The organism is Thiohalocapsa sp. (assembly GCF_022340605.1).
Lineage (GTDB): Bacteria > Pseudomonadota > Gammaproteobacteria > Chromatiales > Chromatiaceae > Thiohalocapsa.
Map to the genome: position 1 here is coordinate 80,325 of NZ_JAJDNQ010000076.1, position 17,528 is coordinate 97,852.

Sequence of the window (17,528 nt, forward strand, 5' to 3'; positions counted from 1 at the left end):
ACGACAACGACAACGACCACGAGGGAGCCTGGCCTCAGGATTTCCGCAGAGAAGCGCTGGTGCCGACACCCAACGGCCATCATCGCACGCGAGCCGGGCTTGCCGGCCTTGGTCGGCGGGAGCGGCGTCGCCGCGGGGACGCCCAGGTGGAGAGCGCGATCGCGGCGGGGACGTCGCAACCACGGAGGAAAATCGCGGCTCTATCGGGGGGCGATGGAAGCGATCAGCTCGTTGACGGTGCTCGCCATCGTCATCGCGGCAGCAACGTCGAATGCGTTGATGGCCGCGAAGGCACCGACCTTCTTCGCCGGCGAGAAGGCGCAATAGACGAAGATCCCCTGCAAACCGCCAGCCTTCTGCAGGATCAGCGGGCGGCTGCCCTCGGCGGTCATGACAATCCAGCCGAGCGCCAAGGCATCCATGTGACCCGATTCGTCGAGTCCATAGACCGGATCGAGCTCGTCACGGAAGACATAGGCGGCGTGGTCGACGAGACGCATCTCGGCGTCCGCGGGAGAGAAGCGGTCCATGTGCCACGCCAGCCATTTGAGGATGTCATTCGCAGTGGAGTACAGCGAGCTCGCGCCGGCCATGACCGGCGTCGCCGGAACATTGGGCAGCGGGGAGCCGTCGAAATCGTGCCCCTGCATCAGCCGCTGCTCATCGCCGGAGTTCAGCTCGAACACGGTATCCTCAAGGCCGATGGGGTCCAGAACGCGTTCCTTGAGGACCTTGGCATAGGGCTGCCCGGCGGCGTCGCCGAGCGCCGCGGCGAGCACGTCGAAAGCAAAATTGGAGTAAAGCGCGCCCGTGCCGGGCGGGAACAGCAGCGGATCGGCGGCGAGCGCCTTGACGTAGGCGTCCTCGGTGAGTGTCTTGAAGGGATCGTCCTTGGGACCCGGCTCACGCGCCACCTCACGCGGCAGGCCGGAGGTGTGGGTGGCCAGGTCGATCAACCGGATGACGTGCTGCCCCCGCGCCGGCACGGTGACGCCCCAGTCGAGGTGGTGCTGGAGCGGGTCAGTGAGCCGCACGGTGCCATCCGCCACCATGCTTGCCAGCACGGTCCCGGTGAAGACCTTGGTGACGGAGCCGATCCGCATCAGGGTATCGCCGTCTGGGGCCTCGTTCGACCCATCGGCGATTTCGCCGAAGCCGGCCACGGCGGTCTCACCATCGCGGATGGCGCCGAGCACCAGCGCCGGAACCTTGCTCTGCACAAAAAGGACGCCGCCGGTGAAGTTGACCACCTCTTGCAGGAGCTTGTCCTCGGCGGCCGCCGGGACACAGAGGGCCAGCAGCAACGCCCCCGCGCACGCACCCGAGCGCCAAGACCGGCTCACATCGGTTACAAGCAGTCTGCCCACGATGTCCAACTCCTCCGATCGCTGCCCGGACTCGCGTCGAATGGGCATGTTGCCATGATTCGCCCGGCCCCGATCCAACGTGCTGTATCGGCGCAGAACACCGCAACGGCGAAGCGTACCGTGTGCGGGCTACGGGCACCTACCTAGCGAGGCGCTGCCTCAGACCGACAACGGCATGAGGGGGCAGATGTCGCGTCGATCAACCCGCGGCATGCAACAAGGGCCGGCGGCCGAGGGCCGAGGCCCCAAACGCAACCGCACAGCGTCGGTCGACTGCCGTTCCGGCCCTTGCCCCTTGCCCCTTGGCCCTTCGCTCTTGCTGATCGGTGCTGCGGTGCACACGAAACTTGACGCATCTGCAACGATTTCGGCCCTTCAAACAATCGAGTTGCGAGCGACCGGGTCGGCGCCGCGTCCGCCCGCGTGTGCGCGTCCATCCCCGGGCAAGGGGTGGCGCCGGGCGTGGCCGCTCGGACCGACGCCCGGCCTTGCGCATAATCCTTAGCCTTCGTCGTCATCGTCATCGTCATCGTCCAGTTCGTCCTCCTCGATCAGCGCCGTCATCTTGCGGTACAGGCGCTCGATGAGTTCTTCCTGAAAGTCGATCATCCCGTCGATACTCGGGTTCTGCGCCGCCTTGGATGCGATATCCGCCGCCATCTCCAGGATAGAGAGGCGGTCTTCGATATCCAGCGTGCTCATGGCTCAACCTCGTCTCGGTGGTTTGGCCCGCGCCCGGGCGGGTGTGGGGTAATCGGCGGCGTTCATTGCCCGCGGAGCATGCTGCGTCAGTAAACACCCATTGCCTTACCGGCCGATGACGATGCACCGGGCGATGGCGGCTTGCACGCCCGCTGCTCTCGCTGTGCATGCCGGGCGTCGGCATCCGAATTGCCAGAGGCACGGGATCAGGAAGGACAGCCGGAACAATCGGGCAACCACCGGCACTGCTGACAGGCGGGCATTCATGAAACCGCCGCTGACACGAGAACCAGCCCGGACAGAACGCGGAGCGGCAGCGCACCCTGACCCGCGACGCGGCGCTGTTCAGCAAGGTGTCGGGTCAGCACGTTCGCGTTGTTGATGGAGCGCGCCCTGGCCGCGGTCGCCGCATCCTCGCACACCGCCGCATACACCCCCGCATGTTTGTTGGCGACGATGGCCATCCCAATGCCCGTGCCGCAGACGAGCACGCCCCGGTCATAGGCACCTGAGCCCAGCATTTCTGCAAGCTCATGCGCGACGTCGTAGTAGGCGCGCTGCTCTTCGCTGCTGCCGCCGAGGTCCACGCATTCGTGGCCAGCAGCTTCCAGATGCCGCTTGACCGCCTCTTTCAAATCGACCCCAAAGGGGTCTGCACCAAGCCCGATGATCATGGCCCACCCCGCTCGTTGGAGTGACGTGGGGATGATAGCCCTTGCGGCACGTCCCTTAAGGAGCTGATGACTCGGGGCCGCGGCGCAAGCTTGCCCTTGATCCACGGATTGGGCACGACCCCTCCCGTCAGACACCAACCCCCGTCGCTCAAGCAGTAACACCGCTCCCTTAGCGCCCTTGGCTGGGCCTGGCTCGCGCCGCCTCTAGCCGTCGTTTCACTGTCCCAGTGCCGCAACCGGCGGCGCGCTGACATAACCTCGACGGCACCCGGCTAGGCGTGCTGGAGGACTTCTTCGGCGAGCCGCCCGCCTGGGCGAGGTGCCGGCGCCGCCCGAGACCGGCTTCATCGGCCGCTCGCGGGAGCTGCTCGCGCTGGAGCGCCTGCGGTCTCCTCCTCTCCCGCCGGGAGATGGGCCGGATTTGATCCGGCCCCGGGAGCGGACCGAGCCGGGCTTGCCGCCCCCGGGCAAAGCTGGCACCCTCCGGCGAAAATGATCGCCCCGGTATCCCACCATGTCCCGGACCTCAGCACACCCACGCAGCGGCCAGCCGCCGCCCAACACCCGCTACGAGGATGACATCGCCGCCTGGGCCGACGAGCAGGCCGCGCTGCTGCGTGCCGGCCGGCTCGACGAGATCGACATCGCCAATATCGCCGAGGAGATCGAGGACGTGGGCCGTAGCGAACGCCGCGAGCTGGACCATCGCATGGCCCTGTTGATCGCCCATCTGCTCAAGTGGCAGTTCCAGCCGGAGCGCCGCGGCGCCAGTTGGCAACTCACCATCCGCAACCAGCGCCGCGGCCTGCACCGGCACCTCCAGCAGACGCCGAGCTTGCGCCCTCGCCTCGCCGATCCCGACTGGCTGCAGGCGGTCTGGGACGACGGCGTCGCCAGTGCCGCCGGGGAGACCGGCCTCGCGGGCTTCCCGGAGCAGTGCCCCTGGCGCATCGATGAGGTCTTGCGGGAGGACTGGCTGCCCTGAACGGGGGTCGCACCCATTCCGACGCGAGGTCTGTGCCCGCCGGCGAAAACGCGGGCCGCGGAATGTCTGCGTACCTCCGTGTGAGACCCATTTGTCCCATACGGAGCCAACTCAGCCCTTGGTCCTTCTTGTACAGGCGGACGCGCTTCGCCTATCCGTCCTATGGGGAACCGGCCGTGCGCGGCGCGTGGCCCTTGGCCCTTGGCCCTTCTTGTATACGCTGTAGGGTCCGCTGCGCGCACCAATGCGCCTGAGGGGACAGCTTGGCCGAGGGCATGATCGGCGCCCGCCTCACCCCTCGCGCCGCCGCAGCCCGTGCTTGACCATCTTGTAGCGCAGCACCCGCTCGCTGATGCCGAGCGCCCCGGCGGCGTGGGTCTGCACCCAGTCGGCGCGATCGAGGGCCGTGGCCAGCAGCTCGCGCTCCACGGCGTCGAGGCGCTCCTGCAGCTGGCCGGCACCGGTGTTTTCGGCACGGCGCAGCTCCGGCGGCAGGTCGGCGGCGCGCAGCACGCTGCCGCGGGCGAGGGTGACGCCGCGCTGGATGACGTGCTCCAGCTCACGGACATTGCCGGGCCAGGCGTACTTGACCAGCAGGTCCAGGGTCTCGGCGGGGAGCTGCATCGGGGTGCGGGCATCGCGGGCGATGAAGTGCCCGGCCAGGGCCGGGATGTCCTCGCGCCGGTGGCGCAGCGGCGGCAGCTCGATCTCCAGCACGTTGAGGCGAAAGTAGAGGTCTTCGCGGAAGTCGCCGGCGTCCACCAAGGCGCGCAGGTCGCGGTTGGTGGCGGCGACGACGCGCACGTCGAGCGGGATGTCCGCCTCGCCGCCGACGCGGGTGATGCGCTGCTCCTGGAGCGCCCGCAGCAGCTTCGATTGCAGCGCAGCCGGCAGCTCGCCGACCTCGTCCAGGAACAGCGTGCCGCCGTCGGCCAGCTCGAAGCGCCCGCGGCGCTGGCGGGCGGCGCCGGTGAAGGCGCCCTTCTCGTGGCCGAACAGCTCGCTCTCGAACAGGTTCTCAGGGATTGCAGCGCAATTGACCTCGACGAAGGGCGCGGCGGCGCGGGAGCCGAGCTGGTGGATCAGCCGCGCGATGAGCTCCTTGCCGGTGCCGGTCTCACCGCGGATCAGCACGCCCCAGGGGCTGTCGGCGACGCGCCGGACCAGCGACAGGACCTCGCGCATGGCCGGCCCCTGGCCGATGATCGCGACCGGCGCAGGGGCGTCGTCGTCGAGCGTCTCGGCCACCGCGGCCACGTCCTCGCCAACGGCGACCTCCTGCTCGATGTGCCGGACCTTCTCCAGCAGTATCTGGAGGTCCACCGGCTTCTCCAGGAAGTCGTCGGCACCGAGCTTCATGACGCTCACCGCCGTGTCCACGGCGCCGTAGGCGGTGATCATGACTGCCCGCACCAGCGGGTTCAGGGCCTTGAGCTCGGCCAGCAGCCGCTCGCCGGTCAGGCCCGGCATGCGCTGGTCGAGCAGCACCAGTTGCACCGGCTCGCGCTGGAACAGCTTCAGCGCCGCGTCGCCGTCGGCGGCGGCGAGCACGCGGTAGCCCTGGTGCTCGAGAAAGCCCCCGAGCAGCTCGCGCTGGAGTGGATCGTCGTCGGCGATGAGGATCAGCATGGGGTGGTGATGGTTGCTTGAGGGAGCCGAATGCTTGCAGATGAGTCAAGTTTGCCGCCGCTTCCCTGCTTGTTGTCGTTGTCGTTGTCGTTGTCGACGTCGAGTATCCGATTCCGACCACGACCACGACTCGTCGGTCCGAGGCCAAGCCGCCCCGGCGTGCTCACGCTGTTTCTGAACCGTTGCCGAGCGCCAGTGCGGCTCACGCCGGCAGCCGCAGCCGCACGCGCAGCCGCCCGTGCTCGGGGACGTCCACGACGAGCTGCCCGCCATGGGCCTCGGCGATGCGCCGCGAGATGGCCAGCCCGAGCCCGGTGCCGTCGGTCTTGGTGGTGAACCAGGGCTCCAGCAGGCGCTCGACGGGCTCGATGTCCGCTGCCAGGCCGTCGTTGGTCAGCGTCAGCGTCAGGCCGTCTCGCTCTCGCGTCAGCCCGATGTCCAGCCTGCCGCCGCCGTGCATCGCCTCCAGCGCGTTGCGCAGCAGGTTGTCGAGGACGCGCCCGAGCAGCGTCGGGTCGGCCGGGAGCCCAGCGTCCGGGGTCAGGGCCAGGCTCACGGCGATGTCGGCCGCGTCCAGGCGCTGCGCGTACAGCGCCAGCCGATTCTGCACCAGCCGGTCGAGCCGCACCGGTTCGCGCCGCGGCGTGCAGGGCCGTGCGTAGTCCAGCAACCCGGTGATGGTGCCGTCGGTGCGGCGCGCTGCATCGAGCAGCAGCTCCAACAGACGGCGGTGGCCGGCGTCGAGCTCCGTCGCCTCCAGGCGCAGGCGTTGAAGGCCCATGCCGATGGCATTGAGCGGATTGCGGATCTCGTGGGCGACGGATGCCGCGGCGCGGCCCAGGCCGGCCTCCTCGCGCTGTTGCGAAAGCCGGCGCTCGAAGGCGCGCAACTGGCGGTCGTGGGCCTGCTGGCGGCGGTACAGCAGCCAGGTGCCGAGGCCGCCCGCCAGGGTCAGCGCCAACGCGAAGGCGGCGAGCTCCCGCCACAGACGGCCGCGCTGGCGCAACAGCGGGCCGGCATCGAGGTCCAGCACCAGCTCGGCACCGGCGACACCAATGCGGGCGCGCGCGGCCGGCGTGCCGTCGTCCAGGCGGCGGATGCTCACCCGCGGCGGCGCCGTCGCGCCATCGCGGGCCATGGCCGGATCGGTCGCGCCGTCGAGCTGCACGCCGAGCACGCCGGGCAGCGCGGCAACGGCGTCCAGCGCCCGCGGCAGACCCACCGCCGCGCGCAAGCGGTCGATGCGGCGGCTGTCCATGCCGACCAGCACGCAGCCGGCGGCGGCGCCGCGCGGCACGCCGTAGAGCACGGTGTGCAGACCGGGCGGGCGCAGCAGCCGGCGCAGGCGGCCGCAGCCCGGGGCCTCGCCGGCGGGCCAGTCCGGCGGTCCCTGCACCGCGCCGTCGCGGCGGACGATGCGGATCACGGACAACCCCGCCTGTTCGGCGAAGGCGGTCAGCTCGTCCGGGCGGAACGGCTCGATGCCGTCCAGGTAGTCGGCGAAGCGGGCGGAGCTGGCCAGGAAGGCGGTGAGGGCCTCATCGGTGATCTCCTGGGCGAGCACGGCGCCGCGCGCATGCAGGGCCACCGCGTCCGCCAGCAGCCGGGCATGCGCCGCGGTGTCCGCGACGAAGCCGCGCTGCACCTGCCGGGTCTGGAGCACGAACCAGCCCACGGCCAGCCCGATCAGCATGCCGAATACAAGCAAATTGCCGAGCCACAGGGCCGGCAGCCGGCGGGCGCGCCGCTCAACGACCGCCACGGTGTCCGCCCGTGCGTCCACCCATGCCGCTGCCCATGCCGCCGAGACCGCCGCCGCGGCCGGCACCCCGGCTGAGGCGGGCGCGCACGCCGGTCAGGTCGCGGCCGCCGCCGCTGCCGCCGGCGGGGCTGACGCGGGTCCCGCTGCCGGCGCCAGTGTCGGCACCAGTGTCGGTGCCGGTGCCCCCGCGCCAGACGCGCACGCGACTGCCGACGGTCAGGTCTCGGGCACCACTGACGTCGGCCAGCGGCACGGAGAGCCGGGGGTTGCCCGGGCTGTCCATGGCGACGACGACGGTGTCGGCCTGGATGCTGATGACGCGGCCGAGGGCCGGTTCCGCCGCCGCCACCGAAGCGGTGCAGCCGAGCCCCAGTGTCAGCACCAGCAGTGCCGACAGCGGGACGCGGGCGCCATCACTGCCATGCCAGACCACACCAGGTCACCGCTTGTGCAAAGGACTTGATCGCCACCGTCGAGCGGTTGTCGAGCCAGCTCACCGAGCAGGACAGCTCGGCCCGCCCCAGCGGCCGCCGCGCCGCCAGCGCCAGGGAGCGTCCCTCGTCGCGGCGGTGAAGGTCTTGCGGGGCCCGGTCGTAGTCGCTCCGGTACCAGCCGAGGCCCAGCTCCAGGGTCCAGCCGGCGACGCCGCCGCGGCTGAAAAGCAGATCGACGGCGACATTGTCGTAAGACTCGGCGGGCTCGGTGGATGCGCGCCGACCCAGGCTCAGCGTACCCAGCCCGGACAGCAGCGCTGAGAAGTACCAGGCGCCGTCAAGGGATAGGATGGCGAGCCCGTCATAGCGCTGGCGGGGCTCGAATCCCGCGAGTGCGTCCAACGCAGTGGCGCCCGTGCTACGGTCCACGCCGGCTCCAGGCGCGCCCCGCTGCGCGCTCAAACGCGTCCGCTGCGCGCGGCGGGTTCTGCCGCGCGACGCCGACCCCGGCCGGCCCGACCAGGGCAGCGAAGAGTTCAGATAATGCTGGCCGCGCAGCTCGGCGCCGACCACAAGCTCGGTGCGCGGTGTCACGATGGGCTGCCAGCGTCCCGCCAGCGCCAGCTCGTTGCGTGCATCCGCGGTGACCAGTTGATCGCGGTAGACGCCGGCCTCGGCCGATAGCGTGAGGGGGTCGGATCGCGCCCCCTCTGCGGCCGCGAGCCAGTCGATGCGGACGGCCGCGGTCCAGTTGTCGTTGGCACCCGCGTAGTCGCGATACCCGGCCTCGGCATCAAATGAAAGGTCGTCCCTGACCTGCCACTGCGCACCAAGGCCAACCTCGGCGAAGCCGAGCGAGACAGCGTCGGAGGACTGCGCGGGATTGCTGTCGAAGCCGAGGCCGAGCTCGGCCGACAGTACCGGTGATGGAACCATCGGTTGCGAGTCGGCCATGGCGGCGGCGGTGCAGGATGCGGTGCAGCAGCCGGTGCAGAATAGGGCGGCCATGCCGGTGCCCCTCCGGATGCCGGCCCTTTTCGGCCTGCCCCGCCGCCGCATCCGTTACCTGGCGCGCCCGCCGCGGGCGCCGGCGCGGACCTGGCCACCGCCACCGGCCGCCGCCTTCTCGCCATCGCCCGCCCCACGCCAGAGCGGCTGTCCGGTGACGGGGTCACGCAGCTCCACGGTCGCATCGTCAAGGTACACCACCGTGGCAATGGCCTTCTCGGTGCCGTCGGAGAAGGTGATCCAGCAGACATCGACACTCAGCGCCTCACCGGCCACCGGCAGCGCCACGCCCTGCTCCTCCCAGTAGCGCGCCGGGCCCAGGGCATAAACGGTCACGATCTCAGTGCCGGTGTCGATCAGCGTGCCGGTGCCGCCGGTGCCGAGTTCCATGAGCGTGCCGGACAGGTTCTCGCAGGTCCCGGCGTAGAGGTCGATCATGGGCCCCGTGCCGTCGCCGGGGCCGGCGGCCAGCGGCTGCGTCGACACGGCGCCAACGCCCAGGATCAGGGTCAACGCGGCGGCAAGGGTTGCGGTGCGGTTCATCATGTCATCTCCGGTTATTGCATCGAGGTGGCCGGAACGGCGGCCGGATGCCAGTGCGCCGTCCAGTGCACCCACCTCTCCGCAGGTGTCATGCCAGAGTGACGTTCTCTTTTGAAACAAGTGCTTGTCGCGCCGAGCCGCGTGCAGGGGCTCGACAAATGCTGCCGCCCTCGACAATTTTGTCGATCGGACCAGCGGGGCATGATTCCACGCGGCGGCGCGGCCGCGCAACGGCAGACGACGAGCCGGGGGAGCAGGAACTGCAGACCGCCCCTCCGGCCGCCCGGCTTGCAGGGCCATCCGCGCCGGCCGGGGCGCGCCCCGGCCGGCTCGGCAGGACTTGGTCGAATGGGGTGATACCTCAGCGCCGGGGCTGGTTCGAGGCGGTGGCGGTCACGGACTGCGGGAGTGTTCCGCTACGACGCCCAAGCATCATGATGATCGCAATCCCTGCTCCTGCTCCCGGCCTGGGCTCCGACCCCGGCGTCAATCTCCGACATGGCTTGGACGAATGCCTCGGTCAGGATGTCGTCATAGAGCGAGAGCGCGCAGCGATGCATGGCTTCCAACCTCGGATCATGCCCGAGCAGCTCGCCGGCACAGCCCAGCGTATCCACCATCTCCATCAGGAATGCAACGTCCTCGTCGCTCAGCGCCTCACCGTCCGCCACCTGCACCTGAATGCCCAGCGCCCGCGGCAGTTGGCGTTGGATGAATTCGGCGGACAGCGATGCCACCGCCTGCGCAATCGGCGGATCATGCTCGCTGCATGCCGCGGTGTCGCCGCTCATTCCCACGGGAACGACAGCCAGTCTTCCAACTCGTCCAGCGCCACGCCCGGCACATTGCCGCCCGGGTACACGGGCTGCATGCTGAACGGCTCCACCAGTCGGTAGAGCGACACGCCGGCCTCGCCGGGCGGCTGCAGCAGACGCAGCCCGATGCGATGCGCCATGGTGCTCACTTGATGCTCTCGAATCGCGCTCATGGTCGATGACCTTTCCGATTACCTGATGGCCGGGCAAGCTATCAGCGCGCCGTTTCAAGGCTATGTATGCGTGGTGAAATTTCGGTGAAGGCGAGGGGCATTGCCCCACGCTGACGGCCCTCCGCGCCATCGCCTGCCGGACGAGGCCGGGACTCGGGCTCGAACGCTGAGGCAAACGGGGGGCATGCGTGTCGCTCCGCCCGGCGGATGACGGGCGAACATGACCCCGAATGTTGAGCAAGACCCGCCGAAGCATCCATCGAAATCGGCGTCGATATTGGGATCGAAATCGCGATCCGGATCGATTCCGATCCAGAGTCCGTTGCGAGCCGCCCTGGGACGCGGCCGTGTTATGGAACAGTTCAAGAACAACTGAAATAGGGAACTCGGTCATACCGCTGGGTGATGGCGCGATTCCGCTGCTGGTCGGCCAGGTCACCAGGGTCGAGGAAATCGCCGCGCACGTCGCCCTGAATACCCTGTGCTTTCGCGTGCTCAGTAATCACGACGACGACTCATCCTGGAACGAATTGTTAACTCGGTAGGTCAGGCCGAGGAACGAGGCGCGACACGGCGCTCGATGTCACCGCCTGATCGTCGGGCTGCCTGCGTTGGCCCGACCGGCTCAAGCCCGATCCTCGGCCCCGGCGTCCGGATCGTCGTTGCTCAGCCGCGCGACCATGTGCGGGCGACCCATCAGCGTGCGGTGCACCGGGCATCGGTCCGCGATCTCCAGCAGGCGCGCCCGCTGCGCCTCGGTGAGGTCGCCGGTGAGGTCGATGTGGCGCTCGATCCGCGAGATGTGGCCCTGGTTGTCGGCGAGGCCACGGGCGTCGTCATTGCAGTCGGTATCGCAGTCATCGACGTGGATACGGTCGTGGCGCAGCCGAATCTCGACGTCATCCAGCGGCAGGCCCTTGCGGTCCGCGTACATGCGGATGGTCATGGAGGCACAGGCACCCAGGGCCATCAGCAACAGATCGTAGGGCGTCGGGCCGAGACCGCTGCCGCCGGCGTCCTTGGGCTCATCGGCGAGGAGTTGGTGGTGCTCGGTATAGAGCCCGCGCAGGAAGCGGCCGTCGCGCTCGGTGATTACCACCTCGCCGGGCGCTGCCTGCGGTGCCGTGCCGAGGCCAGGCTCTTCGGCGTGCGCCCGCAGCCCGAGATACCGGCTCGCCCAGGCCACCAGGGTCTCGGCGACGTACTCGGCGTCCTCCCGGTTGGTGAGCAGGTGGTCCGCCGCGCACAGGGAGATGAAGCTCTTCGGGTGCAGCGCCGCGCGGTAGATCTTGGCCGCCTCGGCGATGGGCACGATCTCGTCCACGGGCGAGTGGAAGATCAGCAGCGCGCGCTTCAGCTTGCGGATGTGGTCGGCGTCGGCGTAGTGCTCGAGGTCATCGAGAAACTGCCGGCGGATGCGAAAGCGCCGCTGGCCCACCTGCACCTCCGCCTCACCGGTGGCCTCGAGCTCCCCGCGCACGCCGCTGAACAGGTGCTCGACGTGCTTCGGCGTCGCCGGTGCGGCGATGGTCACCACGGCCTCGACGCTCGGCAACTGCGGCGCCGCCGCCAGCACCGCGGCACCGCCGAGGCTGTGGCCGATCAGCATGGCCGGCGCCGCGTGCTCCGCTGCCAGCGCGTTGGCGGCGGCGATGAGGTCCTGCACGTTGGAGGTGAAGCTGGTATTGGCGAAGTCGCCGTCGCTGTTGCCCAAGCCCGTGAAATCGAAGCGCAGCACGGCGATGCCGCGTGCGGCCAGCGCGCGGCTGATGCGCGAGGCCGCGGCGATGTCCTTGCCGCAGGTGAAGCAGTGCGCGAACAGTGCATGGCGCAGGGTCGGCACGTCGGGCGGGGGCGTTTCCAGCAGTCCGGAGAGCTTGTGGCCTTCGGCATTCTGGAAATCGAGCTTGATGCGCGCCATCGCGGGCTCCGGCTGAGGCGGGCGGGGACGCCCGGGGACGGCTCAGTATGCGGATGGCCCCGGTTCGCTGCAATGCAGCATGCCGAAATGCCGGGCGGGGTGGGAGCGGCGTCTTCGCCGCGATCGGCGCCGGCAGGCTCGGCTTCGCGGCGAGGACGCCGCTCCCACGTCATTGAGACTGTGAAAGTATTCGGTGTAGGTCGGGTTACGTTATCGCTAACCCGACCTACGATCCGCTCGTTTTCGGCGTCGCGAACAATACTTTCACGGTCTCTGTTGCGGCGGGCGGGCTTCTTGAGTCGGGGTGGCGTCGGCGGCCGGCCCCGGCTCCATCTCTTTGGCAGCTTCGGCGGATGCGGCGGGCGCCGGGGCTTCGCCAACCGCGCCAGCCGCGCCCTCATCACCAGCTCCCGCCTCGGGCTTCTTTTTGCCCAGCAGCTTGTCCTGGTCTGTCCCCACCAGGGTCTCGGCATCGAAGGCGCCGATGCGATAAACGTAAGGCGAGCCGTCGCGCTTCAGCGCATAGTCGCCACTGTCGCCGATGGGTGCCAACAGGTAGCGGCGCTGCTTGCCGTCGTAATCGACGGTCAGTACGCGCTTCGGGGCATCGAGGTCGTACTTGGCGTCGCTGTCGGGTGCGAGCACGCCGCTGTAGCTGACGGTGGCGACGGCATCTACCAAGGCGTCGGTGGCGGCGCCGTCCACCTTGCCGTCGCTGCCCGCCAGCGACCATCCCTCCTCACCGCGCGTCAGCGCCCATTTGCCAGCCGGGCCGCCATCCGCATCGGCGGCGGCGATGCCGGTGATCTTGCCGCGGTCGATCTGGAGCTGGCCGCGGTCGATCCAGTCGTCGGCCTTGTCGCTGAGGTCGAACAGGCCGAGCCGCAAGTCGTAGACCGCGTCCTCGCCGTCCACACGGGCGAAGGTCCGCCGGAAGCCGGGCGAGTCGCCGACGAACAGGGTCGCCTGCTTGCCGCCACCGCGCAGGGTCAGCCGCCGCTCGAAGTTGTCGTCGGCCACCTTGAAGCGGCGCTGGGCATCGGCACTGGTGGCCTCCGGGAGCGGGCGCTTGAGGCCATCGAGGTCGTCCAGCAGCGACTGGACACGCGTGTCGCTGGCTGGAAAGTCACCGAGTCCAGGCAGCACCCAGGCGTCGCCGCTGCGCCTGAGCACCAGGCTTGCGCCATCGCCGGAGGCGATGTCCAGTTCGGCGACCTTGTCGAGGTCCAGGTCCAGCAGCGGCTCGTCCTGCGCGGCCGGCGCCATGCTGTGGCCGCCGCCCAGCATCAGCGCTAGCGCGAGCTGGACCACCAGGGCAGCGGCGAGCGCCAGCACCAGCGGCGCGCGCAGCGCCGCCCGCCAGTCGCCGTCGAGGCCGAGTTCGCGGCGGGTGCCGGTCTCGGCCGTGGGCGTGGTCGTATCCGTCATGTCACTGCCCTCCCGCCAGCATCTCGGTGAGCGCCCGCTCGCGGCGGCGGCGCAGCACCCGATGCAGCCAGTACACCAGCACCAGGCCGAGGGCGGCCAGCGCGTAGTTCAGATACTCCCAGATCATCTGCGCCTCTTGACTCACGGGCGACAACAGCCGACTGAACTGGCCACGGCCGCGGAGCGCCAGCAGGCCGCGGTCCTCCAGGGACCATTCCACGGCGTTCTGAACAAGCTCCAGCGGCTTCAGGTACTCGGTTCCAGTGGCCCGGGTGGCGAGGTCGATGGCGACGTCGCTCAGGAAGGTATCGGAGCCGATGACGATGAGCCGCGCCGACGAGGGCGAGTGCTCCACCACGGTGGAGACCACCGGTTGCTTCGGCTTGGCGTCGGTACCCTCCCCGGCCGCGGCGTCCGCGGCCACTGCCGGGGCGCCGGCCTCGGCAGCCGGCCCGGCATCGACGGCCTTCGCATCGGCCGCGCCGCCCTTGTCGTCCTTCTCGCCCTGCGCCTTTTCGGGCGGCAGCAACGGCGAGCGTTTGCCGGCGAAGGCGGAATCGAAGCGACCCTCGATGGACAACGCCAGCAGCTTGCGACCCCGGTCCTTGCCTCTCGGGAAGCCGAGCGAGCCGTACTTGTCGATGTCCGGCTGCAGGTCCGGCGCATCGCTGGTCCAGGCGTCGCGGGAACTCTCGATGAGGCGAGTCACCTTGCGCCCGGCGTTCTTGTCGGCATCCAGTGTGATGGGCGAGGACCAGTTCATGGTGAGCTGGCCGAGATTGGCGGTGATGCCGCTCTCCTTGGCGAGACCGTCGGCACGCACGTCCGCGAAGTACGGATAATCCAGCTTCTGGATCTCCTCCACCGTGAAGCCGCCGATCTGCCGCTGCACCGGAATCGGAAACGGCGAGCTCTGCGGGTCCAGCACCAGGCTCCGCGCAAGCTGCACGCCTTGGTGCTCGAGCCAGTTCTCGAGCCCCGTCTGCGACGGCGCCGCGCTGAGCGCGTTGCCGGTCAGGTCCACGTCGAAGCTGCTGGTGGCCAGCACGACGGTGCCACCCTGCATCAGGAACTGGTCCACCGCGAACTGCTGCTTCTCGTCGAGGGCCGTGGGATCGACGACGAACAGCAGGTCCGTGTCGTCCGGCACCTGTCCCGTGCCGAGATCGGTCTCGCGCAGTGCGAAACCTTGACGCAGCGTGTCCTTGAGCAGCGTGTAGCCGGGCCCCGACGGTTGCGGCATGCCCGGGAAGCCGGCCGGCGCCGGCTCCGGCGTGTAGAGGGCGACGGTGCGCAGCACGCCGGGCGCGAAGCGCTTGATGCCGGCCTCGATGGCCCGCCGCAGGCCGGCCTTGTCGAGCCCTTCCGGCAACGGCACGGGCACGGCGCGCCCGCCCTGCTCGAGCACCATGAAGAAGTAGAACGGCCGCGGGTCCAGCAGCCCGAGGGCCACGGGCTGGAAGCCGAAGCGCTGGTCGATCTCCGCGGCCAGCTTGGGGTCGGCGTCCGGATTCTCGATCTTCCAGTCGAAGCGCGCTGGCTCGGCGTGATCGGGGGCGTCGCGGTTGGCCTCCTCGGCGAGGTCCGTCAGCACCGCCTCCAGGTCCTTGCGCACGGCTGGCAATGGCTCCGGCAGGGCATCGGCCGCCGAGATGAAGCCGCGGAAGTGGATGGGCTCGCCGATGCCGGCGAAGGCGTCGCCGCCGCCCCGATAGCCGTATAGCACCTTCTTGATGGTGCGGGTCAGGTCATACTCGGGGTTGCGCAGGCGCACCTCGAGATCGGTGTCGCCTTGGTCCTTGATCTCGATGAGGTCCTGGAAGCCCAAGACCTCGAACTGATCGCCGTACTTCACCAGGATGTTGAAGTAGGAGTTCACCACCCCCGACTGGTATTTGCCCTCCGTCTGGAAGGCGACCGGGCGGATGCCGTATTTCTCGCCCGCCTCGCGCTCCAGCTCCGGCGACGTCGCGGGGTCCACGAACTCCACCCGGACGTTGGGGCCGCCGACCACCTCGTACTCGCGCAGCAGGTCCCGCAGTTGCGGCACCAGCGGCGCCAGCTTTGGATGCGTCTCGGCGCTGAAATAGCCGCGGATCAGGAGCGGCTCCTGGAGCTGGTGCAGGTAGTTCCGCGTGGCCTCGGAGACGGTGTAGATCTTGCCTTCGGTGAGGTCGGCGCGGGCGACGCCCACCTGCTGCAGCCAAAGGTTCGCGGCCACCAGGTTCGCCACCGCCAGCACCGTGATGAGCTGCCAGCGGTGGTGGCTGGCCTGCCGGTCGCTGTCCGCCGCCCAGCGCAACCGCTCCAGGCTGTAGATGCAGAGCGCCAGGAACACGCCCACCAGGCTCAGGTAGTAATAGAGGTCACGCAGGTCCACGACGCCGCGGGTGATGGACTCGAACCGCGAGCCCGTGCCGAGCAGCCTGAGCAGCTCGCCGCCGCCATGGCCGAACAGGTTGGTCAGCACCGGCGAGCCGATGAGATAGAACACCGCGCACAGGAGCGTCGTACCGATGAGCGCGACGATAGGGTTGTCCGTGCGCGCGGAGACGAACAGCCCGATGGCGATATACGCCGCCGCTAACAGCAGGGTCGCGAGATAGGCGCCCAGCACGGGCCCCCAGTCCAGCTGGCCCAGGAAGCTCACCGTCACCGGCAGCGGCAGGGTCAGGGCCAGGGCCACCGCCACCAGCGCCAGCGCGGCCAGGAACTTGCCCAGCACCAGCTTCCAGGTGGGCACGGGCAGGGTCGCCAAGGCCTCCCAGGTGCCGGCTCGGCGCTCCTCGCTCCACAACCGCATGGTCAGCGCCGCGGCGAGGAAGATCAGCAGCAGCGGCATCCAGTCGAACAGCGGCCGGGTGTCCGCGATGTTGCGCGCGAAGAAGGCCTCCACCCAGAAGAAGACGAACAGGCAGGCGGCGAGAAAGGCGCCGATGAACAGATAGGCCACCGGCGAGCCGAAGAAGCTGGAGAGCTCCTTGCGGGTGGTGCGCAGGATGTCAGACATGGGCGGCCTCCCGCGCCGGGGCGGCGGCGCCCGGCTGCTCACCAGCCAGCTCGCCGAACGGCGCTGCCGCCTGCCCGTCGGCGATCTGGCCGAACAGGGCCTCCAGGTCGTAGCGCTCCCGCTCCAGCCCGTACAGCGCCCAACCCTGCCCGGTGACGGCGGCGGCCACCCGCGGGGCCGCGGCGTCGGGGTCGTCGGTGGTCAGGGCATAGCCCCGGCGGCCGTCCTCGTCGCCGACATGGCTCACCGCGCTGATGCCGGGCAACTCGGCCAGCAGCCCGCGCACCTCGCCGGGGTCGCGGTCCAGGGTCACGCGCAGCCGCGGCGTCGCGCCGATGGCACCGATGGGGCTGTCCACGGCGAGCCTGCCGGCGTGCATGATGAGCACCCGGCCGCAGACGGCCTCGACCTCCTGCAGGATATGGGTGGAGATGATGACCGTCGCGTGGCTCGCCTGCTCGCGGATCAGCGCGCGCATGTGCTGGATCTGCGACGGGTCGAGCCCGTTGGTGGGCTCGTCCAGGATCAGCACGTCCGGCTCATGCAGCAGCGCCGCGGCGACGCCGAGGCGCTGCCGATAGCCACGCGAGAGCGTCGCCACGGTTGCCGTCGCCTTGGCGCCCAGCTCGGTGCGCTCGATCGCGCGGCGGATGGCCGCCGCGCGCGCCCTGTTCGCAATGCCGTGCAGCGCCCCCTGGTAGTCCAGGTGCTCCAGCACCGTCATGTCCGGATACAGCGGGCAGTTCTCCGGCAGATAGCCGATCTTGCGCTGCACCGCGCGGCGGTGTGCGGCGATGTCCTGCCCATCGATGCGGATGCTGCCCGCGCTGGGCTCCAGGTAGCCCGTGAGCATCTTCATAATTGTGGTCTTGCCGGCGCCGTTGTGGCCCAGCAGACCGACGATCTCGCGGCGGCCGATGTCGAACGACACCTGGTCCACCGCCTTGAGCGCGCCATAGCTGCGGCTCAGGTCGCGTACCTCGATCATAGTGCGTGCTTCTCCGGTTCGAGCTCGGCTGCTCCGGCGCCGCCGGCGACAGATGCGAATCAGCCCCTAACGGCGCGGCGGGATTTCAC

Annotated in this window: 16 protein-coding genes; 1 reads left to right on the forward strand and 15 read right to left on the reverse strand. The window is 69.6% G+C overall.

Annotated features, from left to right (window positions below; all coding sequences use genetic code 11):
- Positions 1-200 precede the first annotated feature (200 nt).
- From ampH to LJE69_RS10065, 3 genes are all read right to left on the reverse strand, one after another.
- The gene (ampH, locus tag LJE69_RS10055) at positions 201-1,415 is read right to left on the reverse strand and encodes a D-alanyl-D-alanine-carboxypeptidase/endopeptidase AmpH (RefSeq protein ID WP_296924466.1); all 1,215 of its coding nucleotides are present in this window, start codon (positions 1,413-1,415) and stop codon (positions 201-203) included.
- A 453-nt stretch (positions 1,416-1,868) separates the two neighbouring features.
- The gene (locus LJE69_RS10060) at positions 1,869-2,069 is read right to left on the reverse strand and encodes a hypothetical protein (protein WP_296924468.1); all 201 of its coding nucleotides are present in this window, start codon (positions 2,067-2,069) and stop codon (positions 1,869-1,871) included.
- A 263-nt stretch (positions 2,070-2,332) separates the two neighbouring features.
- Entirely contained in the window at positions 2,333-2,743 is a 411-nt protein-coding gene (locus LJE69_RS10065; protein ID WP_296924469.1) for an RpiB/LacA/LacB family sugar-phosphate isomerase, read from the reverse strand.
- A 514-nt stretch (positions 2,744-3,257) separates the two neighbouring features.
- On the opposite strand from LJE69_RS10065, the gene LJE69_RS10070 reads away from it, so the two are divergent.
- Positions 3,258-3,728, forward strand: a complete 471-nt coding sequence (locus LJE69_RS10070) for a DUF29 domain-containing protein (protein WP_296924471.1) — start codon at positions 3,258-3,260, stop codon at positions 3,726-3,728.
- A 291-nt stretch (positions 3,729-4,019) separates the two neighbouring features.
- Here the strand turns inward: LJE69_RS10070 and LJE69_RS10075 are convergent, their stop codons facing one another.
- The 12 genes from LJE69_RS10075 to LJE69_RS10130 all read right to left on the reverse strand — a co-directional run bounded on the left by LJE69_RS10075 (position 4,020) and on the right by LJE69_RS10130 (position 17,439).
- Positions 4,020-5,357 (reverse strand): sigma-54 dependent transcriptional regulator, encoded by a 1,338-nt coding sequence (locus tag LJE69_RS10075; RefSeq protein ID WP_296924473.1) that lies wholly within the window; start codon positions 5,355-5,357, stop codon positions 4,020-4,022.
- 202 nt (positions 5,358-5,559) lie between these two features.
- Positions 5,560-7,119: an ATP-binding protein gene (locus tag LJE69_RS10080; RefSeq protein ID WP_296924475.1), complete on the reverse strand. Its 1,560-nt coding sequence runs from the start codon at positions 7,117-7,119 to the stop codon at positions 5,560-5,562.
- The gene (locus LJE69_RS10085) at positions 7,106-7,552 is read right to left on the reverse strand and encodes a hypothetical protein (RefSeq protein ID WP_296924477.1); all 447 of its coding nucleotides are present in this window, start codon (positions 7,550-7,552) and stop codon (positions 7,106-7,108) included. The genes LJE69_RS10080 and LJE69_RS10085 overlap by 14 nt, the downstream gene beginning before the upstream one ends.
- The gene (locus LJE69_RS10090; RefSeq protein ID WP_296924479.1) at positions 7,533-8,561 is read right to left on the reverse strand and encodes a hypothetical protein; all 1,029 of its coding nucleotides are present in this window, start codon (positions 8,559-8,561) and stop codon (positions 7,533-7,535) included. The genes LJE69_RS10085 and LJE69_RS10090 overlap by 20 nt, the downstream gene beginning before the upstream one ends.
- A 54-nt stretch (positions 8,562-8,615) precedes the next feature.
- Positions 8,616-9,104 (reverse strand): hypothetical protein, encoded by a 489-nt coding sequence (locus LJE69_RS10095; RefSeq protein ID WP_296924481.1) that lies wholly within the window; start codon positions 9,102-9,104, stop codon positions 8,616-8,618.
- A 416-nt stretch (positions 9,105-9,520) separates the two neighbouring features.
- On the reverse strand, positions 9,521-9,895 hold the full coding sequence (locus LJE69_RS10100; protein ID WP_296924483.1) for a hypothetical protein: 375 nt from the start codon (positions 9,893-9,895) through the stop codon (positions 9,521-9,523).
- The gene (locus LJE69_RS10105; RefSeq protein ID WP_296924485.1) at positions 9,892-10,092 is read right to left on the reverse strand and encodes a hypothetical protein; all 201 of its coding nucleotides are present in this window, start codon (positions 10,090-10,092) and stop codon (positions 9,892-9,894) included. The genes LJE69_RS10100 and LJE69_RS10105 overlap by 4 nt, the downstream gene beginning before the upstream one ends.
- Before the next feature lie 362 nt (positions 10,093-10,454).
- Entirely contained in the window at positions 10,455-10,598 is a 144-nt protein-coding gene (locus tag LJE69_RS10110) for a hypothetical protein (RefSeq protein ID WP_296924487.1), read from the reverse strand.
- 119 nt (positions 10,599-10,717) lie between these two features.
- Positions 10,718-12,013, reverse strand: a complete 1,296-nt coding sequence (locus LJE69_RS10115; RefSeq protein WP_296924489.1) for a bifunctional alpha/beta hydrolase/OsmC family protein — start codon at positions 12,011-12,013, stop codon at positions 10,718-10,720.
- Positions 12,014-12,277: 264 nt separating this feature from the next.
- Positions 12,278-13,441 (reverse strand): DUF4340 domain-containing protein, encoded by a 1,164-nt coding sequence (locus tag LJE69_RS10120; protein ID WP_296924491.1) that lies wholly within the window; start codon positions 13,439-13,441, stop codon positions 12,278-12,280.
- Position 13,442: 1 nt separating this feature from the next.
- Positions 13,443-16,451, reverse strand: coding sequence for a Gldg family protein (locus LJE69_RS10125; RefSeq protein ID WP_296924493.1), 3,009 nt, complete (start codon positions 16,449-16,451; stop codon positions 13,443-13,445).
- Positions 16,444-17,439: an ABC transporter ATP-binding protein gene (locus LJE69_RS10130; protein ID WP_296924495.1), complete on the reverse strand. Its 996-nt coding sequence runs from the start codon at positions 17,437-17,439 to the stop codon at positions 16,444-16,446. The genes LJE69_RS10125 and LJE69_RS10130 overlap by 8 nt, the downstream gene beginning before the upstream one ends.
- Positions 17,440-17,528: the final 89 nt, after the last annotated feature.

Coding starts and splice junctions, on each gene's coding strand:
- LJE69_RS10065 (WP_296924469.1), bottom strand. CDS start 2,743: ATGATCATCGGGCTTGGTGCAGACCCCTTTGGGGTCGATTTGAAAGAG.
- LJE69_RS10125 (WP_296924493.1), bottom strand. CDS start 16,451: ATGTCTGACATCCTGCGCACCACCCGCAAGGAGCTCTCCAGCTTCTTC.
- ampH (WP_296924466.1), bottom strand. CDS start 1,415: ATGCCCATTCGACGCGAGTCCGGGCAGCGATCGGAGGAGTTGGACATC.
- LJE69_RS10060 (WP_296924468.1), bottom strand. CDS start 2,069: ATGAGCACGCTGGATATCGAAGACCGCCTCTCTATCCTGGAGATGGCG.
- LJE69_RS10095 (WP_296924481.1), bottom strand. CDS start 9,104: ATGAACCGCACCGCAACCCTTGCCGCCGCGTTGACCCTGATCCTGGGC.
- LJE69_RS10130 (WP_296924495.1), bottom strand. CDS start 17,439: ATGATCGAGGTACGCGACCTGAGCCGCAGCTATGGCGCGCTCAAGGCG.
- LJE69_RS10100 (WP_296924483.1), bottom strand. CDS start 9,895: ATGAGCGGCGACACCGCGGCATGCAGCGAGCATGATCCGCCGATTGCG.
- LJE69_RS10090 (WP_296924479.1), bottom strand. CDS start 8,561: ATGGCCGCCCTATTCTGCACCGGCTGCTGCACCGCATCCTGCACCGCC.
- LJE69_RS10115 (WP_296924489.1), bottom strand. CDS start 12,013: ATGGCGCGCATCAAGCTCGATTTCCAGAATGCCGAAGGCCACAAGCTC.
- LJE69_RS10105 (WP_296924485.1), bottom strand. CDS start 10,092: ATGAGCGCGATTCGAGAGCATCAAGTGAGCACCATGGCGCATCGCATC.
- LJE69_RS10070 (WP_296924471.1), top strand. CDS start 3,258: ATGTCCCGGACCTCAGCACACCCACGCAGCGGCCAGCCGCCGCCCAAC.
- LJE69_RS10075 (WP_296924473.1), bottom strand. CDS start 5,357: ATGCTGATCCTCATCGCCGACGACGATCCACTCCAGCGCGAGCTGCTC.
- LJE69_RS10120 (WP_296924491.1), bottom strand. CDS start 13,441: ATGACGGATACGACCACGCCCACGGCCGAGACCGGCACCCGCCGCGAA.